This is a genomic window from Kitasatospora sp. NPDC057595 (assembly GCF_042800875.1).
In the GTDB taxonomy this organism is placed as follows: domain Bacteria; phylum Actinomycetota; class Actinomycetes; order Streptomycetales; family Streptomycetaceae; genus Kitasatospora.
On the sequence record NZ_JBHVGL010000003.1, the window covers coordinates 250,796 to 276,149 of the forward strand.

A 25,354-nucleotide genomic window follows, 5' to 3' on the forward strand; every position below is an offset into this window, starting at 1 on the left:
TCCGGCAGCAGTCACCCGATCACCGGGTCACCCCCCACGGCACCTCCACCGATCGGTGGTAGTGCCACCCGAGCCCGGACCACCGCGGCGCGTGCGTGGCAAGCCGTACCCGGTATTCCTCCCATTCCCGCCCCTCGACCGGCGACCACCCGATCTCCGCGACGCCGGGGAGCCGCGGCAGCGTCATGTACTGCACCTCCTCGAACGTCGCCACCCGCTCCGTCCACAGCGCGGCCTCGGCGCCGTGCACCTGGCTCTCGGTGACGCCGGGGATGTAGGTGACCGGGTCCCAGGTGTAGCCGTCCTGGACGTCGGTGTAGCCGGCCCAGTCGTGCCCGATCGGCGTGTTGGCGTCGTACTTCATGTCGAAGTACGCCTTCTTGCTGGGCGAGAGGACGAGCGTGGCGCCCTGGGCCAGCGCGCCCCGGGCCTTCGCGGCGTTGGCCCAGAACTGGACGACGGTGCTGGGGGCGATGTCGGCGAGGCCGACCTCCTCCCAGCCGACCATCCGCTTGCCGAGGCCGTGCACGGTCTGCTGGACGCGGCTGATGAACAGGCGGTAGTCCTCGGGTGCGGTCGCCAGCGCCTCGTCGCCGCCGATGTGCAGGTAGGGACCGGGGGTGAGGTCCGCGAGTTCGCCGAGGACGTCATCGACGAACCGGTAGGTGACGTCCTTGTCGATGCACAGCGAGTTGGGAATGCCTTTCTCGCCCGTGTAGAGCGGCGGTGCCACACCGTCGCAGGTGAGTTCGGCGTAACTGGCCTGGGCCGCGTTGACATGGGCGGGCATGTCGATCTCGGGGATCACCATGATGTGGCGTTCCGCGGCGTGGCGGACGATGTCCGCGTACTCGCGCTGGGTGAAGTAGCCGCCGGGGCCGCCTCCGACCTCGGTGGAGCCGCCGTAGGTGGCCAGGCGGGGCCAGCTCTTGATCTCCAGGCGCCAGCCCTGGCTGTCGCTGAGGTGCAGGTGGAGGCGGTTGATCTTGTACAGGGCGAGGATGTCGATGTAGCTCTTCACCTCGTCGGCGGTGAAGAAGTGCCGGGCCACGTCGAGCATGGACCCGCGCCAGGGGAACCGCGGCGCGTCCTCGATGTGCAGGGGGGAGATGGTCCACGGTCCGGCGTGCGGGGTGCCGGACTCCGCCGCGGCGGGAAGCAGCTGGCGCAGCGTCTGCGTCGCGTGGAAGAGACCGGCCGGCTCGGCGGCGCGCAGGTGGACGCCGCCGTGGGTCACGTCGAGGCGGTAGCCCTCGGCGGAAGGGGTCTCGTCGTCGACGGCCAGGGTGATGGCCTGCGGGGTGCCGCCGGAGGTGACCACCGGGACGGCATGGCCCGTGGCCCGGCGCAGCCAGGTGGCGAGGTACTCGGCCGTGCGGCGGGCCTCGGGGGCCGGGTGGCGCACCACGACGGCGGTGTCGGCGGTGATCTCGAACGGACGGCCGCCGGTCATCCTCAGCGAGCGGGGCTTGGGGATGAGCGCGGGCGCGGGCGGCGTGACGGGCGCGGTGCGACCGGGAGCCGCGACGGCGGGGGAGGTGAGGTGGACGGCACCGGCGAGACCGACGGCGCCGGCGATGAGGACACTGCGGCGGCGGGGACTGTGCTGCATCGTTCGTACTCCGCTCAGGCCAGGGTGAGGTGGGGTTCGAGCGTCACCTCGAAAAGGCGGTCCCAAGGCAGTTCGATGTGGATGTCACCGACGGCGGCGAGCTTGGCGGTGCGGGTGGTCGCACCGCGGTAGCCGAGGACGAGGTGGTGGCCGGCGAAGTGGTCGGTGAAGTACTGGCGGGTCACCGGGGCGAGACGGTCCTGGACCCAGCTGTCGAAGACAGCCTTCTGCTCGGCCGTCAGGTTCAACGGGTTCCACCCCTTGGACCTGGCCTCCGCGTAGGCGGCCTTCTGGAGGACGTTCTTCCAGTGGTCGTCCTTGACGAACCGGTAGAGCAGGTACTCCGCGTGCGCCCGGCCCGGGTCGGTCAGCGCCGGTACCCCCATTCCGCTGGTCGAGCGCTTCAGGAAGGCCCAGCGAGCGGTGCCATGGGCCAGGGCCAGACCGAGGGCGTTGCCACCGGTGTTCCAGCCGGAGTACGACAGCAGCGCGGCCAGGTCGACGCGCTGCTCCAGCTCGGCCACCAGGTCGTGGTCGGCACGGTTGACGAAGATCGGGTCCACCACGACGACCGACTCCCCGGCCGCCGTCAGCCCGGCGACCCGACGGGCGAACGCGGCGAGGTCGGCCGGCCGCTGGTCCTTGTTCGCCGAAGGGGTGTTGACCATGAGCACCAGGTCGGCGCGGCCGTCGACGACGGTGCCGCCGACGGACTTCACGTGCCGGCGGATGTTCTCCGCGAACGGGATGCCTTCGAGTTCCGCCGTCCACTGCTCGCCGGAGATCCCGGCGTACTCCACCCGGTAGGTGGGCGAGGTGCCCGCGGCGATCAGCCGGGCGACCAGCAGCGCGTCGACCTCGTCCGCGCCGGGGAAGACCTCGACCCGCCGGCCGACCCCCAACTGCTCGACCAGCTTTTCGAGCTCGACGCGTTCGGCCCGGGCGAGGCCCACCGGGGCGGTGTCGTCCTCGGAGAGCACCAGATGGCTGATGGTGCCGTCGGCGACCCACTCGACCATCTGCCGGTTGACCTCGTGGTTGCGGGCCCGCGCCCTCAGGTAGTCGTCGACCACCGCGTCCGGGATGGTGGCCCGCACTGCCGTGAGCCGGGGCCGCAGCTCTTCCCGGCCGAGGTTCTCCACCTGGTCGTACAGCTTGGCCCACTCGACCAGCGCGGCCACGTACTGTTCGAGGTCGGGGTTGCCTGGGGTCAACGCGAGGCGCTGGATGGTGTCGTGGACCACGATCTGCGCGCTCGGCCGGGCCGCCCGCAGTGCCCGGATCGCCGCGATGTTGGCCCGCGCCGACTCAAGAGTGGGCGTGCCCGTGCGGGAGGCGATCAGGCCGCCGTAGGCGAGCATGCTCACCGAGATCACGTACTCGTCGGCGCCGGCCGAGCCCAGCCAGCGGGCGACGGCCGCGCCGTCCCCGGGCTGGAAGAAGCGGCCGAGGGTCTTGCGCGGCGGCAGAACGAGGTCGACGCCGGCGACGGCGGCGGTCATGGTCGGGCAGTAGACGTTGACGGGCCGGTCGTCGAGAGGGACGAGGGCGATCCGGCGGCTCGGACGTGAGGCCGCGGCGGCTGCCTGCGGGGTGAGGCCCAGCAGCGGGGCGGCCAGGACGGCGGCTCCAGCAGTAAGGACTGTACGTCTTCTCATCAGGGGTGCACTCCGTTCGCGTCGGCGTGAGCGGGAACTGACCGGGCCAGTTCCCTGGTCAGGTACAGGGGTGAGGTGATGGCGTTGCCCACCACCACGGCGTGTGCCCCTGCGGCGTAGGCGCGTCGCAGGTCTTCCGCTGTGCGGTAGCGGCCTTCGGCGATGACCGGAACGGACAGCCGCGTGACCAGGCGTTCCAGCAGGCCGAGGTCGGGCCCCGGGGTCTTCGGGGTGTGTGAGGTGTAGCCGGAGAGCGTGGTGGCGACGGCGTCGGCGCCGGCGTCGGCCGCGGCCTGTCCCTCCGCCTCGGTGGACACGTCCGCCAGGACGAGGGCGCCGGCGGCGTGCGCGGCGGCGACGACGGCCGCGAACGGTTCGGGCCGCGAACGGTCGGTGGCGTCGATGGCGACCAGGTGCGCCCCGGCCTGCGCGACGGCTCGGGCGTGCCTGCCGGTCGGCGTGATGACGACCGGCCCGGAGCCGTCCTTCCACAGGCCGATGACCGGCACGTCCACCGCCGCGCGTACGGCGGCGATGTCCTCGGGGGCGTTGGCGCGGATGCCGGCCGCGCCGCCGAGGACCGCGGCGGCGGCGACCCTCGCCTGCACGGATGCGTCGCGCATCGGGTCGGCGGGTTCGTCCGGCAGCGGCTGGCAGGAGACCACCAGGCCACCGCGGAGGGTGTCGAGAACGTTCACTGGGGCTCCGTTTCGGTGGTGTGCGGGAAGGTGACCGACCGCGGCCGGCTGCCGGGTTCGGCAGGACCGGGACCAGCAGACCCGGGATCGACCCGCCCAGGACCGGCAGACCTCGGATCGGACGACCTCGGACCGGACGACCTCGGACCGGACGGCAGGAACGTGGCCCGCCGGGTCATCGCCGCCCGGGCCGCGCCGACGGCGACCGCCGCGTCACCGAGCGCGGCCGGGACCAGCGTCACGTCGGCGTGGACCGGCAGCCGCTCGGCGGCATACGCGCTTCGGGCGTACGGCAGCAGCGCTCGGCCGGCGCCTCCGGCCACCACCACCGTCTGCGGATCGAGCAGCGCCACCAGTCCCGCGAGGGCCCGGCCGAGCGCGTGGCCGGCGGTGGCGAGGACCTCCACGGCGGCCGGGTCGCCGGCGGCGCAGCGGGCGGCGACCTCGCGGCCGGTCACGTCCGCCCCGGTGCGCAGCCGATAGGCGCGGGCGAGACCGGTGCCGGAGGCCACGCCCTCCAGGTGTCCGGTGCGCCCGCAGCCGCAGGTCAGCCTGTCGGCGTCCGGAGCCGGAAGATGAGCCGTCTCTCCGGCGCCGCCGCGCGCCCCGTGGTCGACCGCGCCGCCGCGGACCAGGCCGCCGCCGAGGCCGGTGCCGACCGCGACCAGCAGCACATGTGCGTGACCGCGGGCGGCCCCGGCCCAGCTCTCGCCGAGGGCAGCGGCGTTGACGTCGTTGTCCACCACGACGGGCCGGCCGATGCGCCGGGCCAGCGCATCGGCCACCGGTGTCCCGGCCCAGCCGGGCAGCGAGTCGGTGGCGTACCGGACGACACCGGTGGCCGGGTCGATGAGACCCGCCGCGCCGACGCCGACCGGACCGGCGCCGCCGAGCCGCCGGGCCAGGTCGGCGGCGGTCTCCAGCACCGCGTCCGGGCCCTGCGCGGCCGGGGTGTCGGCTCGTGCCTGGTCGAGCACGGCGCCGTCGGGTCCGACGAGGGCCGCCAGCGTCTTGGTGCCGCCGATGTCGATGCCGAGTGTGGCGTTCACTTCAGCCCCGTATGGGCGAGGCCCTCGATGAACTGCTTCTGGGCGATGACGAACACGATCAGCACCGGGATCGCGGTCAGCGACGCCGCGGCGAGCTGGACGTTCCACATGGCCCCGCCGTAGGAGTCCACGTACTGGGTGAGCGCCTGCGGCAGGGTGAACTTCTCCGGCGAGGAGAGGTACACCACCGGTTCCAGGTAGAGGTTCCAGCTCTGCAGGAAGGTGAAGATCGCGACGGCGCCGAGCGCCGGCCTGGCCAGCGGCAGGGCGATCCGCCAGAACGTGCCGAAGTAGCCGATGCCGTCGATCCGGGCGGCCTCCTCCAGTTCGTTGGGCAGGCTGATGAAGAACTGCCGCATGATGAACGTGGCCAGGACGCTCGGCGCGCCGAGGACCGGCACCAGGATCAGCGGCCAGTGGGTGTTGATCAGGCCGAGGTCGTTGAACATCTGGAAGAGCGGGACGATGGTGACCTCGCTCGGGATGAGCAGGCCCACCAGCACCACCAGGAACAGCGCGTTCTGGCCACGGAACTTGATGCGGGCGAAGGCGTACCCGGCGAGCGAGGACACGATCATCGTCCCCGCCGTCACCAACGCGGCGATGTAGAGGCTGTTGACGTACTGCTGGACGAACGGGCGCCCGTCGAAGACCTCCCGGTAGGCCGAGAGCGTCGGGTTGCTCGGGAAGAGCTGCGGCGGGTAGGAGAAGATGTCGCCGATGGGCTTGAACGACGACGTCACCATCCACCAGGTCGGGAAGACGAAGGGGATCGCGAGCACACAGAGCAGGCCGTACAGGGCGACTCGGGCGCGCAGCGGGATTTTACGATTCATAGAAGACCCACCTCTTGCGCATCTGCCACTGCAACACGGTGAGCGCCAACACGACCAGCAGCAGCAGGATGGACAGGGTCGCGCCGTAGCCGAAGTGATGGAACTGGAAAGCCTGCTGGTAGAGGTAGTAGACGAGCACGGTGGTGGACAGCTTCGGGCCACCCTGGGTGAGCACCGCGATCTGCGCGAACACCTGGAGCGAACCCACAATGGTGATCACCGAGGTCAGCAGGATCGTCGGGCTGATCAGCGGCAGGGTGATGGACCGGAACCGGATCCACGCGCCGGCCCCGTCGACCCGGGCCGCCTCGTACAGCTCCTTGGGCACGCCCTGGAGCGCGGCCAGGAACAGCACCATGTTCAGACCGACGTTCTTGAACACCTGCACGACGATGACCGAGAACATGGCGGTGCCCTCGCCGCGCAGCCAGTTGGGTCCGTCGATGCCGACGGTGTGCAGCAGGCCGTTGATGCCGCCGTTGTTCTGGAGCAGGAAGCCCCACACGATGGTCCAGGCGACCAGCGACACCACGACGGGAGAGAAGAACAGCGTGCGGAACACCGTCATTCCGCGCAGCTTCTGGTTGAGCAGGACGGCGAGCAGGAGGGCCAGGCCGAGGTTGAGCACCACCAGGCCGACCGAGAACAGGGCCGTGGACTTCAGTACCTGGGGCAGGTTGGCGTCGTCCAGCAGCTGGGTGTAGTTGTCGCCGCCCGTGTAGTGGAAGTCGCCGGCCAGCACGTTCCACTCATGCAGGCTGTACCGGAAGACGAGGGCGATGGGCAGCAGCACGAAGACGGCGCTGCCGAGGAGCTGGGGCGCGATGAACGCGAGACCGGCGAGCTGGTCACGTCGGCGCCGGGTCCAGAACGGACGTCGCGGCGGCTGCCCCGCGGTGGCGGACCCGCTCTTGGACGGGTCCGCCACCGCTGTTCGCGGGGAGACGGACATGGTCACTTCTCCAGCAGCGGGGAGATGTTCTTGCACAGGTCGCCGAGAACGCCCTTGACGTCGGCGTTCGGCTGCCACAGCGGGTCCAGTCCGGCGCGGACGCGCTGGGCGAGTTCGGCCTGGCCGGCGTGGCCCGGCTTGACCACACCCTTCTTGACGCCGCTGACGACCACGCTTTCGAGCTGGTCGTTCTTCAGCAGCGGGTTGGTCTTGGCCAGGTTCTCCGCGGTGAGCTGGGATTCCCGGGGCGGCGGGAAGTAGGCGGCGAGCTTGGCGGAGTTCTGCGGGTTGGTGAAGTAGGCGAGGAAGTCCTTGGCCTGCTTGGTGTGGCCACCCCGCTTGACCACGCCGATGCCGGCCTGGCCGATCACCGAGTAGTCGCCGCTCGGTCCGGCCGGCAGCGGCACCAGGTCCCAGTCGAACTTGGCGCTCTCCAGCAGTGACGCCCGGCTGATCTGGGTGATGGTCATCGCCGCGTCGCCGGTGAAGAAGTCGGCGGACTCGCCGGGGCCCGGCATCGCCTTGTCCTCGAAGATCCCCTTGTGCAGGGCGGTCATCGCGTCGACCATCGGCTGGCTGTCGAAGGTGCAGGTCTTGCCGTCGGTACTCCAGGGCTCGGCCTTCCAGCCGCCCCAGAAGGTGGCCGCGTTGCCCCAGTCCTTGTACTCGAAGTCACGGATCACGATGCCGGCCTTGCCGGTGGAGCGGTGCACCTCGGCGCCCTCGGCGAGCGCGGTCGTCCAGTCCCACTTGCCCGCCTTGATGAGCTGGTCCGGGGTCTCCTGGCCGGCCGCCTTCAGCAGGTCGCGGTTGACGAAGACACCGAACGGCGAGGTGGAGAACGGGTACGCGTACAGCTTGCCGTCGCTCTTCCAGAGCTTGGTGGTGCTCGGGATCAGGTCGTCGTACTGGTAGCCGTCGGTCTGCTTCAGGGTGTCGTCGAGCGGCACCAGGGCCCCGGAGCTGACGAAGTCGGCCGCGTCCTTCTCGAAGACCCACGCGAGGTCGGGGGCGTTGCCGCCGGTCATCTGGGTGGTGAGCGCCGTGCTGTAGGTCTCGGACGGCAGCGGGTCGAACTTGATGTCCTTGACCTCGGGGTGGGACTTCATGTACTCGGCGGCGATCTCGTTGAAGAGCTGCAGGTGCGGCTTGTTGGACGTCCAGACCGTCATCCGCAGGGTCACCGGACCCTTGTCGTCCCCCGAGCCCTCTCCACCGCACGCGGCCAGGACCAGCGTTGCGGACATCGCGGCGGCGACCGTGGCCAGCCCTCTTCGTATCATCATGGTGTTCTCCCTCGGTGGTGCGTGGAGGCCTAGTAGCCCGTGATGTCGGGCCAGCGCAGTTCGACGCCGGCCGCGGTGAGCTGGTCCTGGAAGGCCGAGAGCAGTTCGGGGTTCTCCCGGACCGAGCGGGGGCGGGTGCCGTGATCGAGGCAGAAGGCGGCGAGCGCGCCGGCGGCCTCCCCGATGTTCCACTCGACCGGGTGGACCCGGTAGGCGCCGTTGGTGATGTGGGTGGTGCCGATGTTCTTGCCGGCGGGCAGGAGGTTCTCGACCCTCTGCGGAAGAAGCGCGCCGAGCGGGATCTCGAACGGGCTGCAGCCGACGTCGATGTAGGTGTCGCCGCCCGTCGAGGGGTGCAGGTCGATCCGGTACATGCCCAGGCCGACGGAGTCCGGGTACCGCACGGCGCCCCGCTCCCCGCGGACGGCGAGCGAGAGGTCCTGCTCGACGACGGTGTAGTCGGCCTTGATCCGGCGCGCCTCGCGGATGTACGGGGCCTGGGCCAGGCCGTCCGTGCCGCCGGTGATGTCGCCGCGCAGCCGCAGCCCCGGGAATCCGGTGCCGCCGTCCGGGCGGGGCGCCTCGGTCTGCATCCAGTACAGGAAGGCGAAGCTCAGCTCCCTGGCCCGGCGCAGGTGTTCGGCGGCGTCGGGGACGTCGAGGACCGGGCCTTCGAGGTAGTCGATCATCGGCCAGTTGACCAGGGTGATGTCGCTGGGGTACGCGCCGTCGGTGAAGGTGCCTCGGGCGGCGATCCGGCGGAACGTCCACAGGTTGGCGTTGCCGGGATTGACGCGCTGGTCGGCGTTGACCGCCAGCGGGTCGTCACTGGGGTTGGGGCTGAAGTCGTGCCCGACGCGCTCCAGCGTCCTGGGGTGCGGGTACTGCCAGGACAACAGCGGTCCGCCCCACACCTCGGGCTGGTAGGACCGCCAGAAGTCGTAGTCCGCGGGCTTGTCGATGGTGTGGTCGCCGTCGACGTGGTCCATGGCGAAACACACCGATACGGCCTGCATGTTGAGCGGCTGGGCGACCTGCGGGGCGCTCGGCTCGCCGGTGTCGGCGGCGGACTCGAAGCCGGTGACGTACTCGGTGCCGGTGAGCGGCAGCAGGTCGCCGGTCTCGGTGGCGTCCAGCACGTAGGAGGCGGTGGCGTGGACCTTCTCACCGGTGTCGCGGTGAGTCAGGGTCACCGCGGTCACCCGGTCGCCGTCGGTGTCGGCGGCGGTCGGCCGGTACGGCTGGAGGACGGTGAGCCGCCCGCTGGCGCGGTAGGGCGCGAGCATCGCCTCGATGACCGCCACCGCGACCCGCGGTTCGTGGCAGAGCTTGCTCACCCAGCCCCCGCCGGGGTTCAGTTCGAGGCGGGCCCTGGCCCGTTCGGTGAGCGGGTAGTGCCGGCGGTAGTAGTCGCGAATGCCGTCGCGCAGGGCCCGGTAGCCGGCCGTGACGCCGAACTGCTCCACCCAGGAATGCTCGTCCGGCGGCACTGCCTGGCTGGTGAGCTGCCCGCCGATCCAGTCGAACTCCTCGGTCAGCACCACGGTCCGGCCGGCGCGGGCGGCGGCGAGCGCCGCGGCGACGCCGCCCAGCCCTCCGCCGACCACCAGCACGTCGCTGCGTATCTCGGTCAAGAACGGTCCTTTCTCGGTTCGCCGAGGGTCTGCCCCTCGACGAAGTGGCACGGCAGAAGCCGCTGGAGCGTGGTGGTCGACCGGTCCTCCAGTAAGGCGGCGAGGAGTTCCACCGACTGCCAGCCCATCTCCCGGCGCGGAATGCGAAAGCCGGTGCTCGCGATGTCGGCGTCCGCCGCCTCGGCCGGTACTCCGGTCACCACGACCGACAGGTCACCGGGCACGTCGACGCCTCGTTCCCGGGCCGCCCGGATCAGCGCGACCCCGTCGGCGTAGCCCTCGACCACGGCGGTGGTCACCCCGGCGGCGAGCAGCGCGTCCAGGGTCTCCCCCGCGGATCGGCCGGCCGTCCGCTCGTGCCGGCCACTCCCCCGGGTACCGGCGCGGAACCCGTTCATCCGGTCGTCGGCGGACTCCGCTCCCTCCCCCGCCCCGACGTAGGCGAACTCCCGGTGCCCGAGCTCCCGGGCCCGCTCGACCAGCTTCTGGGTGGCGGCGGCGTAGTCCGCCCCCACGCAGGGCACCGGGCCACCCGCGTCGTCGCGTCGGCCGACTGCCACGAACGGGTAGTTCTCGCGGTTCAGCCGGGCCAGCTCGTCGTGCGGTATGTCCCGGCCGAGCAGGATGCAGCCGTCGGCGATCCGCAGCCGGTTGTTCTCGTGGAACACCTTGCGCCGCCCGTCGGTGACCGGAGCGCTGGTGAACAGCAGCAGGTCGCACCTGAGCTGCTCGGCACACTCCTCGATGCCACGCAGGAACGGGTAGTAGAAGTCGGCGCTGGTGCTCGGGAACACCGATTCGTAGGTGAACACGCCGACGATCTGGTTGAGCTGACGCACCATGCGGCGGGCCACGGGGTCGGCCGCGTACCCGGTCTCCCGGATCACGTCGAGGACGCGCTGCCTGGTCTCGGGGGCGATGCGGGTCGTCGCGTCGGTCCTGTTGTTCAGCACGAGCGAGACCACCGCCTGGCTGACGCCGGCGAGGCGAGCGATGTCACGCTGCGTGATCCTTGGCACGGGGAACTCCTCCGGAGGCTACTGAAGCCCTCGCTGATAATACGTATTATCAACTCGGTGATCAGTGACGCTACTCGGGCCGTTACGCGGTGTCAACGATCCTGGTGGACTTTGTCAGGGATCTTGAAGAATCCAGGCGGGTGGTCGACATTTCGCAACACCGACCGATTTGCACCACCTCTGTGTTCCCGATGTGGCAAGCGTCCGTTCACCCGTTGTCCGGTGGGGCGACGCACCGGCCCCGGCAATCCCCTCCCGGACCCCTGCACCGACTACCGCCCGTGAGCAGCCGAGGCCGCCGGTTCACCGGCCCTCATCGACTCGGCGCCGAGCGGCTCCGGGATCGAGGCGGGTCGGCCGTCCTTAGCACACGGACGACGGTCGACCTCCAGGTCGCCACCCCCACCCTCGCCGCCCCCACCCTCGCCGCCCCCACCCTCGCCGCCCGCGCCACCGGCGCCCGTGCCGAGCGCGCCGACACCCGCCGAGCGCTGGAGCGACCACGCCCCGGTGACCGCGGCGTACGACCTGAAATCCTGACCGGCCATCAGAAAGCCGGGCTGCCAAGCTCATCCGTCGGCAGACCAGCCGTCAGCGTGCTCCGCACGAGCTCCCCGCAGGGGACCTGAGGGATCCGGTCGACGGCGCCAGTGGGCCGGGGCGGGCGCCGGGTGCCGACCCTTGCCCCCGCCCCGGCGCACCGAGCCGCTACGCGTCGCCCAGCGGACGGCTGGGCAGTTCGCGACGGAGCACCGGGGCGATCTCGGTGAAGAACAGTTCCAGCGTGGCGAGGTAGTCCGCGCGGTCCAGGACCTCGCCGTCCACGTGCAGGTGGAGCAGCTCGTGGCCGAAGTGCGCGTGCTGGCCCAGCACCTTCTCGATGATCTGCTGCGGGCTGCCGACCAGCACCGATCCGTGCTCGATCCAGTCCTCGACGGTGTCGAAGCGGATCGAGCCGCCGTCGAGGGCTCGGTTGACCTTCAGCCGGGCCTCGAACACCGGGCGGTAGCGCGCCACCGCCTCCTGCGAGGTGCGGGCGCCGAAGTAGCCCGCCGTGCCCGCGCCGACCAGGGCGCGGGCCGGGTCGTGGCCGTACGCCGCCCAGCGTTCCCGGTAGTGGCGGACGATCGCGGCGTACGGGCCGATGGCGCCGGCGCCGTTGGGGGTGAACAGCGGGTCGCCGTGGCGGGCGGCGAAGTCGGCGGAGTCCGGGTTGCTTCCGGCGCCGTGCCAGATCCGGATCTCGGGCCGGAAGGGGCGCGGCAGCGGTTCGGCGTCCTCCAGCGAGCGGCCGAGCCGGCCCTGCCAGGTGACCCGCTCCTGCCGCCACAGCCGGCGGAACAGCAGGTAGTTCTCCTGGAGCAGCTCCCACTGGTTCTCCCGGGTGACGCCGAACAGGCGGGAGGAGCGCGGGTAGGCGCCCTTGGCGACGATCAGGTCCAGCCGGCCGCCGGCGAGGTGGTCCAGGGTGGCGTAGTCCTCGTAGGCGCGCAGCGGGTCGAGCATGCCGAGGGTGGTGACGGCGGTGAAGAGCCGTATCCGCGAGGTGACGGCGGCGATGTGGGCGAGCAGGACGGGCGGGGAGCTGGAGACGGCGGGGCGGTCGTGCCGCTCGCCGATGCCGTAGGCGTCGAAGCCCAGCTCCTCGGCGAACACGGCGTAGTCGACGAGTTCGCGGAGCTGGTCGTGGTCCGGCTTGGCCTGGTCGGGCAGGTGGGGCAGGAGCAGGAAGCGCATGGCGGTCCCCCCGGTACGGCATCGAGTTGATGTGTCAACCCCAGCATGGGCGTGCCAGGTTGACACGTCAACCAGCTTCGGCGGTCTTCAGGGGGCGGGCCGGTCATCCTTCAGCCGTTCCGTCAGGGCGGCGGAAATGCCGACGAGGGCCAGTCGCTGATCCTCCGTCAGGGGATCGGTGAGCCAGTGGCGGATGTGCGCCGCGCGCCGGGGCAGCGCGGCGGCGACGGCGGCCCGGCCCTCCTCCGTGAGGGCCACCACGGCGCCTCGCTCGGCGTCCGGGCAGGGCTCGCGGGTGACCAGGCCGCGCCCGGCCATCCGGGTCAGGTGGTGGTGCAGCCGGCTCTTCTCGAACTGGGTGACGCCGCTCAGCCGGTAGGGTCGCAGCTTCCCGCCGGGTGCGGCCAGCAGGGCCTGGAGGATGGCGAGGTCCGGCTCGGACAGGCCGGTCTCCTGCTGCAACTGCTGGGCCAGGCGGCGCCAGAACAGCACCTGGGTCTCGAAGAAGCCGCTCCAGACCTCGTCCTCGTGCTCGTCGAGCCACCCCGCCCGGTCTGCCCGCCCCGCCTGCTCCGCCCGCTCAGCCATGCGGCCGATGCTATCGATCGCACGGCGTTGCCTGCAGGTTGTCGGCGCCGCCCTTCCGGGCAGCGCCCCGTCACCTCGCCTTCCTCGGCCTGGACGTCGGCAAAGGTGAGCACCACGGAACCTCGGCGACCCGGGCTCCGGGCACGCAACGCGGTCACGGCGGTGTCAGCGCGTTCCGGGGCGTCCGGGCCGGCGCGGGCACAGCGGCCGGAGGGAGCGTGGCATGAGCCGAGGCCGGGTACTAACACCCTGCCGCGTTGTCGCTGTGATGGGGGAACATCGCACATGCGCCTACTCTTGTGGTCAACAGCCCTGCTGAGTACCGCCGTTGCGGTCGCGCTCGTGCTGTGGGCAGCCTTCGGGGACGCTGCCGGGGCCGGGCTCGCGAGTGCCGTCGTCGGGACGGTCGTCGGGCTCGCCGGGCTCGTCGCGTCAGTGTACGCCTTGCAGCGGGACGGGCGGGCCGCGCCCGGCGCCGTCCGGGCGAGCGGACGTGGCGCGGTCGCCGCCGGAGGAAGCGTGCTCGGCAACGCGATCGGCGCCGACAGCAGGGTCACGGGGACGGTGCTGGCCCCGCGCCGCGTACACGGGCCGGGGCGGGCCGTTTCCGCCGAGGGCGAGGGGGCGGTGGGAGCCGGGGGCAATGTCGCCGGCAACGCACTGGGCGAGGGCGGCGAGGTGGCCGGCTGATGCCGGGATCGCGCTTCCGGCGGCGCAGGCCGCACGAGCCGGGCGAGCCCGAACGGACGGCCGAGCACGTGGAAGTGCGGGACGGCGGGGTCGGTGCCGGGGCCGACGTCGCCGGCAACGCCATCGGTCCGCGCAGCTCGGTGACGAACAACTTCAACTACTACGGGCCGGCGGAGCCCGACCCGCACACTGGCACCCCGGCACCGTCGGGCACCACCCCGCCGACCTCGACCGCCCCCGATGACCGCCGCTACCAGGTGTTCGTGAGCTCGACCAGCCTGGATCTGAAGCAGCACCGCGAGGCCGTCATCGACGAGCTCGTCAAGGAGGGGTACATCCCCTCCGGCATGGAACTGTTCGACGCGCGGGCGGAAGGCGCCTGGGAGATCGTCGAACGGGTGATCAAGGACTGCGACTACCTCGTCCTCATCCTCGGAGCACGGTACGGTGACGTCGGCGCGGGGACCGTCAGCTTCACGGAACGGGAGTACGACTACGCCCGCTCACTGGACAAACCCATCCTGGTGTTCGTCCACTCCGACCCCGTCGAGCTGCACACCGACAGCTGGCAGCCGACGCCGGAAGACGTGCAGCGGCTGGCCGTCTTCCGCGAGAAGGTGCGGCGTGAGCGGCTGTGGAAGCCCTGGCGCACCACCGCCGAACTGCGCAACGACGTCACCAGGTCGCTGCGGCTGGCGGTCAGGCACACGCCCCAGCCCGGCTGGGTCAAGGGCAATTCGATCGCCCACACCTTCTCCGCCGAGTGGCAGAACCTGGTGGCCCCGGGGACACAGATCGGTGTGGCCCGGATCAGTGTGGACGGGCAGGCGGGCAACGCCCTGAGCGAGAACCTCGGGAAAGCCGCGTCGATCGGAATCATGTCCACCAGCGGAAAGCGGCTGATCGAGATCCAGACCCCCTACCTGACCAAAGCGCTCACGGCCGGCGCCCGGATCCGCGTCCTGGTGCCGACGCCCGACGGGCAGTTCCTCACCGACGTCGACGAGTCCGAGTCGCTGTGGGATCAGCGCTCACCGATCGCGGCCGAGGTGCGCGAGGTGGAGGCCCGGCTGCGGGCGATCGTCCGCGAGGCCCGGGCACGCAGTACGGCCGCCGGATCGATCGAGATCGGGTTCTTCACCACGCACTTGCGGTCCACGATGATTCTCTGCGACCGGACCTGGGGATGGGTCACGCTGACCTTGCCACCGGCGCGGGCCCCGGAGACCCCGTCCCTGGAACTGCGCGGTACCCGGGAGTTGGGTCTGATCGACGCCTGCTGGAAGCACTTCGACCGGACCTGGGCCATCGTTGAGGAGCGCGACGAAGTGAAGACGATATCGTGAGGCGATCTGCAATGGACTTGCGTGACACGGCGGCCCTCTCCCCCGCCACGGCGCAGCGGTGGCGCGACCGGCTCTCCACGGCACAGGCCTTCATGCGGGCGCGGAGCCACCTGCCGGGTGTGCTGATCGAGGTGGCGGCCCAGCACCCGCTGGTCGACCGGGCAGCGCCGGGCGAGGAGTTCGCGGCCCGACTGCGACGCGGCCACGAGCTCTTCCGGGGCTATCTGGAAGCCGGGCGGCCGGTGGAGATCTATGTGCCCGGCAGTCGTCACCGGCACCTCGGGACGGAGGACGAGAACAGCCTCAGCCAGGCGGGCGGGGAGTTCCTGGCGGAGCTCGGCGTGCCGTCCTCGGCGGTTCACGGCGACGACCTCAACGAGCGGTACAAGGGCGATGCCGGCGTCTACGGCTCGGCCGACGAGTGTTTCGTCGCCGCCTCGTACTTCAAGGACGGTGGTTTCGGCACCCTCGTCTCGGTCTGCTCGCCGGCCCAGATGATGCGCAAGACCCTGCACTACCTGCAGTTCGGGGTACACCCGCTGAACCACACGGCGCCGACCTCGGAGGGCTTCCACGACTTCCTCTACGAGCTCCTGGTCGCGGTGCCCGAGGTGATGGCCACGGACGACACGCTCCAGGGCCCGGGCTCAGCCGGGGCAGAGCAGCTGCGGGTCGAACGCCGCCCCCCGGCGGACTGACGCGTCCGGGGGCGGAGGCCGCCTCGGAGGACGTGCGGGGCCGACTGCCGTCTGTGCCCTGTGCCCCGCTACAGCCGTAGAGCCATTGAACGCCTCGGTAGGCCATCGTGCGCCAGGTGTGCGTTTCCATGTCGCGGATCCGGAGGGCGCCGGAGGTGGTGACCACGGCCAGCTGCCGGCCCGTCCGGTCGAACTGCATCTGGGACGGGTTTCCTTGCTCGGACCGGAAGCTCTCCACCCCTGCACCCTCCTTGAGGTCCCAGATCTGTATCTCGTCCCCTCCCGCCCGGTCCATGCTCCGGGCGCGGGGTTCGGCCACATCTCAACGAGCCCGGCCGGCCTCGCCCGACCGGGCTCACAGCACCACATGATCCACGACTTCGACTTCGACAAGGAGTTCCTGAATGCGGCCAGGCGTCAAGGCTTTCCTCGCATGCGCCATAGCCGCATCTGTGGCTGACCCTGGCGTCATGCAGAAGTGAAACCGGCGCTTCTGGCACTGCTGCCCGCGACGTGTCATCGGCATCAGATTCGGGCACCGGGTCCACGATCATGGGAATTCCCAGCCCAGGGCTGCAATAGCGATTTGGCGTGCCTGTTCCTCCCGGTGCGATCGATGCTTCCTACGGGCGTCGCCGAGAGGGTGGCGGCGAAGAGCTCCGGGTGAAGTTCGGGATCCGAAAGGAAGATCTCAACGATCTTCCTTCCAGCATGGGCACCGGTGAGGAGCAGCTGAATTCCGGCGTGATCGAGTTCGCTACCCGCGACCTCGCCCCGTCCAGGGTGCCGCGGATCCACCGCGTGCGGGTGGGCGAGTTCGCGAGCTTCGCCGGTGCCACCGTGGCCGCGCCCGTCACGGCCGGAGGTCGTCCGGGTGTCGCCGACCGCACGGGCGGGACGGCCGGGCCGGCCGGCGGATGCCGGAGGCGTTGCGGCGCGGGCGCTCGACAGCGGGTTCGGCGATCACGACGGGCACGCCGGTGGGTACGCGGGCACCGGTGATGCGGGCGAGTTCCTCGCCGCCTGCGAGGACCCTGGTGGTGACGGGGACGATGCCGGCCGAGGTCATCAGGCGGGCCGCCGCGCGGCGCTGGCTGGGCAGCACCAGCGTGACCACGGTGCCGGACGCGCCGGCGCGGGCGGTGCGTCCGCCGCGGTGCAGGTAGTCCTTGTGGTCGGTCGGCGGATCGAGGTTGACGACCAGGTCGAGGCCGTCGACGTGGATGCCGCGGGCGGCGACGTTGGTGGCGATCAGCGCGGTCACCCCGCCGGTGCGGAACTGCTCCAGGGTGTGGGTGCGCTCCGGTTGGGACTTGCCCCCGTGCAGGGCCGCGGCCTTGACCCCCTGCGCGAGAAGATCGTCGACCAGGCGGTCCGCTCCGTTCTTGGTGTCGATGAACATGATCACCCGGCCGTCGCGGGCGGCGATGTGGGCGATCGTGGCGTTCTTGTCGGCGTTGTGCACCTGCAGCACGTGGTGCTCCATGGTGCTGACCGCCGCCGCGGACGGGTCCACCGAGTGCGTGACCGGGTCCTCCAGGAAGCGCCGCACCAGGCGGTCGACGTTGCGGTCCAGGGTCGCGGAGAACAGCATCGTCTGTCCGCCGTCGGCGACCTGGTCGAGGATCTCGGTCACCTGCGGCAGGAAACCCATGTCGGCCATCTGGTCGGCCTCGTCCAGGACGGTGATGCCGACCCGGTCCAGCCGGCAGTCACCGCGCTGGACCAGATCCTTCAGCCGGCCCGGGGTGGCCACCACGACCTCGGCCCCGCGGTTCAGCATCCACGCCTGGCGGCCGATCGACGTCCCGCCCACCACGGTGGCCGTCCGCAGCCGCAGCGCGTGGGCGTAGGGGGTGAGGGCTTCGGTGACCTGCTGGGCGAGCTCGCGGGTGGGAACCAGCACCAGGGCCAGCGGGTGCCCCGGCTCGGCACGCCGGCCGGCGGTGCGGGCCAGCACGGCGAGGCCGAACGCGAGGGTCTTGCCGGAGCCGGTCCGGCCCCGGCCCAGCACGTCGCGGCCGGCCAGCGAGTTGGGCAGCGTCGCGGCCTGGATCGGAAACGGAGCGGTGACGCCCTTGCGGGCCAGCAGCGACAACAGCGCCTTCGGCAGGTCCAGTTCGTCGAAGGACTCGACGGCCGGCAGCACGGGGGTCGTGCTCACCGGCATCGCGAACTCGTCCGGGGAGGAGGAGCCCCGCGAAGGACCTCGGCCATGGCCCCGGCCGCTGGACCTCCGGCCGTCGGCCGGGCCCGACGCGCGCGAGGAGGAACCGTCCCCGGAGCGGGGTTCGGTTCTCCGGTACGAGGAGCCACTGGAGCGGTTCATGCGGGACGACCTTCCTTCGGGCGGCGCGTCACGAGGAAGGCTCTGCGGCGCTGGGCCGGAGGAGACCGCAAGGGAACGGGCCGGAGACGCGGCGGGCGGAACGTGGACGGCGGACCCGTGGGACACCTCACCCGCGGGACACCTCACCCGTGGGCGGCGCCTGCCGGGGAGGGCGGGCGTGGCGGGCCTTGGACGGCGAACCCTCGCCGCGAACGGCCGGACGTCGGCCCGACCGGAAAGCGCTTCGACGGCGCCCGAAAACGCCGGGGCCCGCACCGGGCAACATGTCTCGGTGCGGGCCCCTCGCTGCCGGGCGGGTGCCGGAGCAGAAGAACTACAGCGGGCGGATGTTCTCGGCCTGCGGGCCCTTCTGGCCCTGCGTGACGTCGAACTCGACCTTCTGGCCCTCGAGCAGCTCACGGAAGCCGTTGGCGTTGATGTTCGAGTAGTGGGCGAAGACGTCCGGGCCGCCACCCTCCTGCTCGATGAAGCCGAAGCCCTTCTCCGAGTTGAACCACTTCACGGTGCCGTTAGCCATCAAAATCTCCTTCATGGGCTGTCCGAAACCCGCACGGCGCGGACTTCGCGTCGCCGCGATGAGCACCCACCCGGGGAATGAGCCGGGAAAACAAAAATGCGCCTGCGAAACATCAGCAGGCGCACACAAAGTTCATGGGAACCACTACTGCAACTGATAACGACTGTAGCAGGCCCGGGTCCGCAACGGGTGAACATTTCTCGCCGGGTTTCGGAGGAACCGGCTCCGAGGCCGCCACGCCCCGCCGCCGATCACGCCAACCGTCCATCATCCCAGCCCACTTGAGGCGCCGATCGCGCCCCGTCCGCCACTGGACCCTCCCGGCGGGGCGGGACAGCCTGCCGAAACTCTCCCCCGGCGGGCCCGACCACGAGCGACGCCGCACCCCCACGGGGTACACGAAACGTGCCGTAGGCCACACGGATTTCGACGTCAACGACTTCCGGCGCTCCAAAAGGTTCCGCTGCCGCGTCCTCCGGCGACCGACCGGAAATGGCGACATGTGCAGTAGCCCGCCGGACCCGCGGACGGCCGTCACCGTCGCCCCGGAGCACCGGGCTGCGGCCTGCCCTCACGCCCCCGGTCACACCCGGGCGGGACCCGGGTACGGCAACGGTGTCGTGCCTGCCTCCCCGTCCTCGCGGGCTCGGCCAGGGGCGGCCGTCGAGCGTACCGGGCACTGGCCGCCCCGGACCCGGGTACTTGCCAGGGTCCGACACCGGCTCGACGGGCCCGCGGTCCCGGGATCGTCATCGTGATCGGTGGACGGACGCCGACCGACCACCGGCTGCCGTTGCGACGAAGGAGCTGACGAGGGTGGAGCCTGACCGCAAGGGCGTGCCGGAGGGGACGGGGAATCCGCTGTCGTCACCGCTGTCGCCGCCGCTGAGCGGACGCGCCCGGGAACAGGAGGCGCTGGATCGGCTGTTGCTCGACGTGCGCCGCGGGCACAGCCGCGCGCTGGTCCTGCGCGGGGAGTGGCGTGCTGCGACATGGCACCTCCGGCACGAGTTCCTCCCGGAGGAGCTGCCCCCATCCTACGAACGGGAGAACCGGCCGAGCCGCGCGCTTTCGACGGGTGGGGGGGTGCGGCCCGCGCCGGCCGGGCGGGCCGTGAGCCCGGCACGGCCGACGGCGCCGCCTCACCAGGCCCGGCGGTGCAGGGCCATGTGGACGGTGTCCATGGCCTGGAGCAGCGCGGCCCGGCTGGTCCCGGTGGGGTGGAGCGCGCCGACCAGCAGGAAACCGTGCATCACCCCCTGGTAGCGGGTCGATACCACCGGGACGCCGGCCGCGCGGAGCCTGGCGGCGTAGGCCTCGCCCTCGTCCCGCAGCACGTCGGCCTCCGCGGTGACCACGAGGGCCGGAGGAAGCCCCGCGAGCTGCTCCAAGGTGGCCCGCAGGGGCGCCGCGGTGGCCTCGGACCGGCGGGACGCGTCGGGCAGGTAGTCGTCCCAGAACCGGCGCATGTGCTCGCGGTGCAGGAAGTAGCCCGTCGCGAACCGGTGGTAGGAGGCGGTGTCGAAGTCCGCGTCGGTCACCGGGCAGAGCAGCACCTGGTGCAGCAGCCGCACGTCACCGCGGCGGCGCGCGAGCAGTGTCACGGCCGCCACCAGGTTGGCGCCCGCGGAGTCGCCGACGGCGACGATCCGGTCCCCCGCCAGTCCGATCGCGCGGCCGTGCTCGTGGATCCAGCGGGCCACCGCGTAGCACTGCTCGACGGCCACCGGATAGCGCGCCGCGGGCGCCCGGTCGTAGTCCACGTACACGACGGCGGCGTCCGCCCCGAGGGCGAAGTCCCGCACCATCCGGGCGTAGCAGGCGGCGTCGCCGAGCGACCAGCCCAGGCCCGGAAGGAAGAGCACCACCGGGGCCGGCTCGGAGGTGCCGGTGGGCCTGGTCACCTGAACGCGTACCCGGCCGGTCGGTCCGCAGGGCAGGACGAGCCACTCCGTCTCGGTGCCGTACGGATCGTCCGGCTCCTGGTCGGCGTCCGGCTTGACGCTCGAAAGGCTGTCGAGGGCGAGGAAGGAGAGGTCCGGCAGTTCCGTCGCCGCCGCGCCGGCGCGGGCGTCCAGAAACTCCTGGAGCTCCCGGTCGAGCACCAGTCTTCGGGCCCGGTCGGGCGTGGGGTCGGCCAACTCTGCTCTCCTGGCGTGATCGGAAAGGCGCTGCGCGCGGCACGTGCCCCGGGTGTCCACCCGGTCCACACCGAACGGAAGGTCACCCTCGGACGCCACGAGCACACGGCCCGACGCTACTGCCGGGAGTCGGCCCCAGTGGTCTGATCGTGCACGGATTCTATGCCGGGGCGAGCGGCTCGTCATCCGGCGGCGGTCCGCAGCTCACCCCGGGTCCGGGTTTCCTCCTGCTCGGCGGACCGGGCCGCCCGCCCCGTGTCGCGATCGTGCACGATGGGGCAAGCCCCGGTGCACGGGGAGAACAGCGCGCGGGGGTCACATGCGCGGGGTCAGGAGGACCGACGGCCGTCGGCCTGTGCTGCGTAGGCCTGCCACTCCCGGGGCGAGATCCCGTAGGCGTCGCGGAAGGCGCGGCTGAAGTGGGAGTGGCTGACGAACCCCCACCGGTGCGCGACGGCGGCCACACTGGTCGACCGGCGGGACGGCCGCTCCAGTTCCCGGCGGCAGGCGTCCAGCCGGCGCTGCCGCACCCACTGACCCACGGTCGTGCCGTCCTGCTGGAACAGCTTGTGCAGGTAGCGCACCGAGATGTGCTGCGACCGGGCGATCGACTCCGGCGCCAGGCCGGGATCGGCGAGGTTCTCCTCGATGTGGGCGCGGATCCGCGCCAGCAGGTGCGCCGAGCCGCTCGGGTCCTCCGGGGCTTCGCGCTCCAGCAGTTCGGTGACCAGGACCGCGAGGATGTCGGAGGTGCTGCGCGCGAGGTAGTCGCCCGGCCGGGCCCGGTGCGCCCGCGCCCGGGTGGCGAGGGTCCGCAGGAGCTGCGAGGCGAGCGACCCGACCCCGTCGCTCCCCCGCGCCACCAGCCCGCCCGTCCGTCGGACGTCGTCGCGGCACACGCCCAGGTAGAAGCACGGCACGCGGTACCGGACCATCCGGCAGCCGGCGTCCCACAGCAGGCCCGCCGGGTGCGGGGAGGTGCCGATCAGCAGGTCCCCGGGAGCCAGCACGGTGCTGCTGCCGTGGCGCCGGACGAGGGCCGGACCGTCGACGTGCAGGACGACGTAGAGGCAGTCCTCGGGGTCGACGCCGGGAGGCGCGGAGAGGATGTCGATGCAGCCTTCGGTGTCCCGAGCGAGCCGGGGGTGCTCGTGCTCGGGGAGGGGAGCGGGTCCCGACGGGATCACAGGGGGCTCCGATCGGTTCGTGGGGTGCTGGGTCGGGGGACGGCCGCTCACTCACCGCACACCGTGATCAAGGTCGTCCCGGCGCCATTCATACAAGGACCGCAACAGGTAGACAAACGTTCAACAATCGCGGCTTCCGCGGCGCGAACCGGTCCGGACGAGCCGCCGCCACGGTCGGCGCCCGCCCGCCGGACACGTCCGGGAAGGCGTCAGAACGCCTGCGGCACAAGGGTCTTCGGCCCGGAGCGGCACGGCGACGGCAGCCGGCGCGGCCCGCCGGACCGGCCAGGCACGCCGGCCGGGCGCCCCCGTTCCGTCCCCTTCCGCCACCGATCGGTGCGCAGACCGGCGCGTCGTGGTGCACCGCCGGAACATCGACCGCCGACGCGCTTCCCGCGGCACCCCGCGAGGCCCCGCCGCACCCGGTACCCACGGACGGCGTACCCTCGGGTAGCCGCTAACGGCGGCCGGACAGGATCGTCCGCGAACATCGTCCGCGAACACGGGCGGAACCGGGCTCGGACAGGGCGAGTGCAAACGGGAAGGCGTCAATGGCAGGGTCGGGCGGTCCGCTGTCCCGCAGTGGCCTCCGCGGGCGGGAAGCCGAGCTCGAAGAGCTCCGGGCGCTGATCGCCTCGGTGGCCCGCACCGGAAGCGGCGGGCTGGCCCTGATCCAGGGGGAACCGGGCATCGGGAAGACCACCCTGCTTGCCGAGGCCGTCTCCCGGGCGAGGGCGGCGGGCTTCTCGGTCGGCCTCGGCCGGGCCGACGAACTGCACCACATCGTGCCGCTCTCCTCGCTGGCCGCCAGCCTCCTCCAGGGCGACCCGCCGCTGCTGCCCGGCGACGCCTTCGGCGACCTCGCCCGCCATCACGACCAGCGGATCTGGCTGGTGGAGCGCCTGGCGGAGGCGATCGAGGCCAGGGCCTGCAGCGCGCCGGTGCTGATCGGCCTGGACGACGTGCAGTGGGCCGACGCGCTCAGCCGGTTCGCCCTGCAACAGCTCCCGACCCGCCTGCGGACCTCGCCGGTCCTCTGGATCCTGACCGGGCGACGGGAGCCCGCCGGACCGGCGGAGGAGGTCCTCGCGGCCGTGACCGGCAGCCTGCCGACGGTGACGGTGTCCCTGGGCCCGCTGTCCGGCGCGGCCATCGGTCAGCTGGCCGACGACACCCTCGACACGGCGGTCGACCCCTGGGTGCGCGACCTGCTCGACGGCGCCGGCGGGAACCCGTTCCTGGCCGTCGAGATGCTGGCCGGGCTGCGGACCGTCGACACCTCGGCGGAGGTCGTGCCCTCCCGGCTCGTGGTGGGCGTGCGCGCCCGCCTCAAGTCCCTGCGGCCGGAAACGCTGCGCTTCCTCCAGATGGGAGCGGTGCTCGGACGCCGGTTCGGCTTCCACGAGGCCGCCGCGCTCTGCGACCGGCCCGCCGCCGCGCTGATCCCGGCCCTCGAAGAGGCCGTGCGGGCCGAACTCCTGGACGACGACGGCGAGCAGCTGGTCTTCCGGCACGACCTGCTGCGCCAGGCGGTCTACGCCGACATCCCGCCATCGGCCCGGAAGGCCCTGCACCGTGAGGCGGCGCACCGCCTGGTCGCCGCGGGCCGGCCGCCGGCCGACGCGGTGCCGCACCTCCTCCGGGGCTCGCTGCCCGGGGACGAGGAGGCGGTGGCGCTGCTGCGGCGGGCGGCCGACGACGTGCTGCCGGTCACCCCGGGCCTGGCCGCCGACCTCATCACGCGCGCCCTCGACCTGGTGCCCGCGCCGGGGCCGCTGAGGTTCTCCGTGGGCGAGCAGGCGATCCTCACCCTCACCCGGGCCGGCCGGAACCGGGAGGCGCTGTCGGCGGGCGACCGGCTGCTGGCCGAGCGTCCGCCGCTGGAGGTGTTCGGCCGACTCCAGGCCGCCCTCGGCGGGACGCTGTGGACCATGGACCTCACCGAGGAACTGCGCCGCCGCACCGAAGCCTCCCTCGCCGTGGGCGGCGGCGCCCCGGAGGTCTGCGCGCGGCTGGCCGCCCTGCGCGCCCTGGCGCTGTCCCGGGGCCGCGATCTCGCCGCGGCGCGCGAGGCCGGCGAGGGCGCGCTGCGCGACGCCACCGCGGCCGGGGACCGCGAGGCCCATGTGCTGGCCCTCTCCGGACTCGGCGAGATCGCGCTGAACGCGGGTGAGAACGCGCTCGCGTTGGCGCGCTTCGCGGCGCTGAGCGCCATCGATTCCGTGTTCCTCCCCGAGGAGATCGTCGCGCACCTGCACCTGGACGACTTCGGGTCCGCCGAACGCCTGCTCCTGCGGGCGGCCGACGAGGCCGGGACGATGCGTCAGGCCATGCTGCTCTGGGCGCAGGGCCAGCACGATCTGGGCCTCGGCCTGCTCGACGACGCCGATGCCGGCCTCGCGACCATGGAGCGCCTGGAGAACGAGGTGCGGATCCCCGTCCAGCAGGTGAACGGCCGTGTGATCCGCTCCCGGACCGCCCTGCTGCGCGGCGACCGGGAGGCGGCGCGGGAGCACCTGGCCGCGGCGCGGGAAGGACTCGCGGTCAAGCCGAACCCCGGCAACACGGCCGCGGTCCGCTTCCTGGAGGCCGTCCACGCCGAGGCCGAGGGGGACACCGGGCTCGCCGTCGACCGGATCCACCAGGTCCAGCGGGAAGGCTCCTTCATGCGCTGGCGACTGCTGCGGGACTGGGTCGACTCCGCGGTCCGGATGTCCCTGCGCGACGGGAACCACGAGCTCGCCGAGGACCTCGCCGCGCAGGCCGAGGCCCACGCGGAGCGCAACCCGTCCGTGCCGACCGCCACCGGCATCGCCGCGCAGGCCCGCGGACTCGTGGAGAACGACCCCGCCCTGCTCGAACACTCCGTGGAACTGCTCGCCGCGAGCCCTCGTCCGCTGGCCCGGGCCGCCGCGTACGCCGACCTCGGGCGGGCGTTCCTGGCGGCGGGGCGCAAGGACCGGGCGGTGGCCGCACTGGCGAACGCGCGCGGCACGTTCGCCGAGGCGGGCGCGCACGCCGCGGCGGCACGCCTGCAGCGCGCGCTCGAAGGCGCCGGGGCCGGCGGCCGGCGGGCGGCCGGCGCGCCGCGTCCCGTCCAGGGCTGGGCGTCGCTCACCGTCTCCGAGGAGAAGGTCGCACGCCTCATCGCCCAGGGCCACACCAACCGGTCGGCCGCCGACACGCTGGTGGTGTCCCCGCACACGGTCAACACCCATCTGACGTCCGTCTTCCGCAAGCTGTCGATCAGCTCCCGGGTCCAGCTCGCCAACATGGTCACGTCCCTGCCCGACCACTGACCGGAACCACTGACCGGGACCACTGACCGGGACCGGGCCGGGAGCGGCGGGAACGGG

At 72.1% G+C, this 25,354-nt stretch carries 19 protein-coding genes and 1 pseudogene; 5 read left to right on the top strand and 15 right to left on the bottom strand.

What is annotated here, in order from left to right; genetic code table 11:
- Window positions 1-19: 19 nt before the first annotated feature.
- Genes ACFU9E_RS07365 through ACFU9E_RS07405 form a run of 9 tightly spaced genes read right to left on the bottom strand, consistent with a single transcriptional unit; the run spans window position 20 to window position 10,744 of the window.
- Window positions 20-1,612: a beta-N-acetylhexosaminidase gene (locus ACFU9E_RS07365; RefSeq protein WP_380679039.1), complete on the bottom strand. Its 1,593-nt coding sequence runs from the start codon at window positions 1,610-1,612 to the stop codon at window positions 20-22.
- A 14-nt stretch (window positions 1,613-1,626) separates the two neighbouring features.
- Window positions 1,627-3,270, bottom strand: a complete 1,644-nt coding sequence (locus ACFU9E_RS07370) for a DUF4127 family protein (protein ID WP_380679036.1) — start codon at window positions 3,268-3,270, stop codon at window positions 1,627-1,629.
- Complete coding sequence (locus ACFU9E_RS07375) at window positions 3,270-3,968, bottom strand: N-acetylmannosamine-6-phosphate 2-epimerase (protein WP_380679033.1); 699 nt, start codon at window positions 3,966-3,968, stop codon at window positions 3,270-3,272. Before ACFU9E_RS07375 ends, ACFU9E_RS07370 begins: the two co-directional genes overlap by 1 nt.
- Entirely contained in the window at window positions 3,965-5,017 is a 1,053-nt protein-coding gene (locus ACFU9E_RS07380) for an ROK family protein (protein WP_380679030.1), read from the bottom strand. The genes ACFU9E_RS07375 and ACFU9E_RS07380 overlap by 4 nt, the downstream gene beginning before the upstream one ends.
- Window positions 5,014-5,853, bottom strand: coding sequence for a carbohydrate ABC transporter permease (locus tag ACFU9E_RS07385; protein ID WP_380679027.1), 840 nt, complete (start codon window positions 5,851-5,853; stop codon window positions 5,014-5,016). The genes ACFU9E_RS07380 and ACFU9E_RS07385 overlap by 4 nt, the downstream gene beginning before the upstream one ends.
- The gene (locus tag ACFU9E_RS07390) at window positions 5,843-6,805 is read right to left on the bottom strand and encodes a carbohydrate ABC transporter permease (RefSeq protein ID WP_380679024.1); all 963 of its coding nucleotides are present in this window, start codon (window positions 6,803-6,805) and stop codon (window positions 5,843-5,845) included. The genes ACFU9E_RS07385 and ACFU9E_RS07390 overlap by 11 nt, the downstream gene beginning before the upstream one ends.
- Window positions 6,806-6,807: 2 nt before the next feature.
- On the bottom strand, window positions 6,808-8,088 hold the full coding sequence (locus tag ACFU9E_RS07395) for an ABC transporter substrate-binding protein (protein WP_380679045.1): 1,281 nt from the start codon (window positions 8,086-8,088) through the stop codon (window positions 6,808-6,810).
- Between the two features lie 32 nt (window positions 8,089-8,120).
- Window positions 8,121-9,716, bottom strand: coding sequence for an FAD-dependent oxidoreductase (locus tag ACFU9E_RS07400; RefSeq protein ID WP_380679042.1), 1,596 nt, complete (start codon window positions 9,714-9,716; stop codon window positions 8,121-8,123).
- A gap of 5 nt (window positions 9,717-9,721) precedes the next feature.
- A complete protein-coding gene (locus ACFU9E_RS07405) occupies window positions 9,722-10,744 on the bottom strand; it encodes a LacI family DNA-binding transcriptional regulator (RefSeq protein ID WP_380679021.1) in 1,023 nt (340 codons plus the stop codon).
- Between the two features lie 422 nt (window positions 10,745-11,166).
- Here ACFU9E_RS07405 and ACFU9E_RS07410 point away from each other — a divergent pair.
- Window positions 11,167-11,284, top strand: a pseudogene (locus tag ACFU9E_RS07410) (exodeoxyribonuclease III); the annotation flags it as partial.
- 168 nt (window positions 11,285-11,452) lie between these two features.
- On the opposite strand, the gene ACFU9E_RS07415 reads toward ACFU9E_RS07410, so the two are convergent.
- The gene (locus ACFU9E_RS07415; RefSeq protein WP_380679018.1) at window positions 11,453-12,481 is read right to left on the bottom strand and encodes an LLM class flavin-dependent oxidoreductase; all 1,029 of its coding nucleotides are present in this window, start codon (window positions 12,479-12,481) and stop codon (window positions 11,453-11,455) included.
- Between the two features lie 87 nt (window positions 12,482-12,568).
- Window positions 12,569-13,069: a MarR family winged helix-turn-helix transcriptional regulator gene (locus ACFU9E_RS07420; RefSeq protein WP_380679015.1), complete on the bottom strand. Its 501-nt coding sequence runs from the start codon at window positions 13,067-13,069 to the stop codon at window positions 12,569-12,571.
- A 285-nt stretch (window positions 13,070-13,354) separates the two neighbouring features.
- Here ACFU9E_RS07420 and ACFU9E_RS07425 point away from each other — a divergent pair, with 285 nt between their 5' ends.
- The 3 genes from ACFU9E_RS07425 to ACFU9E_RS07435 are packed head-to-tail and all read left to right on the top strand — an operon-like array spanning window position 13,355 to window position 15,803.
- A complete protein-coding gene (locus ACFU9E_RS07425; RefSeq protein ID WP_380679012.1) occupies window positions 13,355-13,759 on the top strand; it encodes a hypothetical protein in 405 nt (134 codons plus the stop codon).
- Window positions 13,759-15,105 (top strand): DUF4062 domain-containing protein, encoded by a 1,347-nt coding sequence (locus tag ACFU9E_RS07430; protein WP_380679009.1) that lies wholly within the window; start codon window positions 13,759-13,761, stop codon window positions 15,103-15,105. The genes ACFU9E_RS07425 and ACFU9E_RS07430 overlap by 1 nt, the downstream gene beginning before the upstream one ends.
- A gap of 11 nt (window positions 15,106-15,116) precedes the next feature.
- Entirely contained in the window at window positions 15,117-15,803 is a 687-nt protein-coding gene (locus ACFU9E_RS07435) for a hypothetical protein (RefSeq protein WP_380679007.1), read from the top strand.
- Between the two features lie 853 nt (window positions 15,804-16,656).
- On the opposite strand, the gene ACFU9E_RS07440 is transcribed toward ACFU9E_RS07435, so the two are convergent.
- The 4 genes from ACFU9E_RS07440 to ACFU9E_RS07455 all read right to left on the bottom strand — a co-directional run bounded on the left by ACFU9E_RS07440 (window position 16,657) and on the right by ACFU9E_RS07455 (window position 21,998).
- Window positions 16,657-18,132, bottom strand: coding sequence for a DEAD/DEAH box helicase (locus tag ACFU9E_RS07440; protein WP_380679004.1), 1,476 nt, complete (start codon window positions 18,130-18,132; stop codon window positions 16,657-16,659).
- A 334-nt stretch (window positions 18,133-18,466) separates the two neighbouring features.
- The gene (locus tag ACFU9E_RS07445) at window positions 18,467-18,670 is read right to left on the bottom strand and encodes a cold-shock protein (RefSeq protein ID WP_045694210.1); all 204 of its coding nucleotides are present in this window, start codon (window positions 18,668-18,670) and stop codon (window positions 18,467-18,469) included.
- Between the two features lie 1,142 nt (window positions 18,671-19,812).
- Entirely contained in the window at window positions 19,813-20,811 is a 999-nt protein-coding gene (locus tag ACFU9E_RS07450) for an alpha/beta hydrolase (protein ID WP_380679001.1), read from the bottom strand.
- Between the two features lie 329 nt (window positions 20,812-21,140).
- Window positions 21,141-21,998: a helix-turn-helix domain-containing protein gene (locus tag ACFU9E_RS07455; protein ID WP_380678998.1), complete on the bottom strand. Its 858-nt coding sequence runs from the start codon at window positions 21,996-21,998 to the stop codon at window positions 21,141-21,143.
- A 551-nt stretch (window positions 21,999-22,549) separates the two neighbouring features.
- Here ACFU9E_RS07455 and ACFU9E_RS07460 point away from each other — a divergent pair.
- Window positions 22,550-25,297, top strand: a complete 2,748-nt coding sequence (locus ACFU9E_RS07460; protein WP_380678995.1) for an AAA family ATPase — start codon at window positions 22,550-22,552, stop codon at window positions 25,295-25,297.
- The last annotated feature ends 57 nt before the right edge of the window (window positions 25,298-25,354 follow it).

Excerpts from the sequence above, each read along its gene's own strand:
- ACFU9E_RS07370 (WP_380679036.1), bottom strand. The coding sequence starts at position 3,270 with ATGAGAAGACGTACAGTCCTTACTGCTGGAGCCGCCGTCCTGGCCGCC.
- ACFU9E_RS07415 (WP_380679018.1), bottom strand. The coding sequence starts at position 12,481 with ATGCGCTTCCTGCTCCTGCCCCACCTGCCCGACCAGGCCAAGCCGGAC.
- ACFU9E_RS07445 (WP_045694210.1), bottom strand. The coding sequence starts at position 18,670 with ATGGCTAACGGCACCGTGAAGTGGTTCAACTCGGAGAAGGGCTTCGGC.
- ACFU9E_RS07460 (WP_380678995.1), top strand. The coding sequence starts at position 22,550 with ATGGCAGGGTCGGGCGGTCCGCTGTCCCGCAGTGGCCTCCGCGGGCGG.
- ACFU9E_RS07385 (WP_380679027.1), bottom strand. The coding sequence starts at position 5,853 with ATGAATCGTAAAATCCCGCTGCGCGCCCGAGTCGCCCTGTACGGCCTG.
- ACFU9E_RS07420 (WP_380679015.1), bottom strand. The coding sequence starts at position 13,069 with ATGGCTGAGCGGGCGGAGCAGGCGGGGCGGGCAGACCGGGCGGGGTGG.
- ACFU9E_RS07440 (WP_380679004.1), bottom strand. The coding sequence starts at position 18,132 with ATGAACCGCTCCAGTGGCTCCTCGTACCGGAGAACCGAACCCCGCTCC.
- ACFU9E_RS07430 (WP_380679009.1), top strand. The coding sequence starts at position 13,759 with ATGCCGGGATCGCGCTTCCGGCGGCGCAGGCCGCACGAGCCGGGCGAG.
- ACFU9E_RS07365 (WP_380679039.1), bottom strand. The coding sequence starts at position 1,612 with ATGCAGCACAGTCCCCGCCGCCGCAGTGTCCTCATCGCCGGCGCCGTC.
- ACFU9E_RS07390 (WP_380679024.1), bottom strand. The coding sequence starts at position 6,805 with ATGTCCGTCTCCCCGCGAACAGCGGTGGCGGACCCGTCCAAGAGCGGG.
- ACFU9E_RS07395 (WP_380679045.1), bottom strand. The coding sequence starts at position 8,088 with ATGATACGAAGAGGGCTGGCCACGGTCGCCGCCGCGATGTCCGCAACG.
- ACFU9E_RS07425 (WP_380679012.1), top strand. The coding sequence starts at position 13,355 with ATGCGCCTACTCTTGTGGTCAACAGCCCTGCTGAGTACCGCCGTTGCG.
- ACFU9E_RS07435 (WP_380679007.1), top strand. The coding sequence starts at position 15,117 with ATGGACTTGCGTGACACGGCGGCCCTCTCCCCCGCCACGGCGCAGCGG.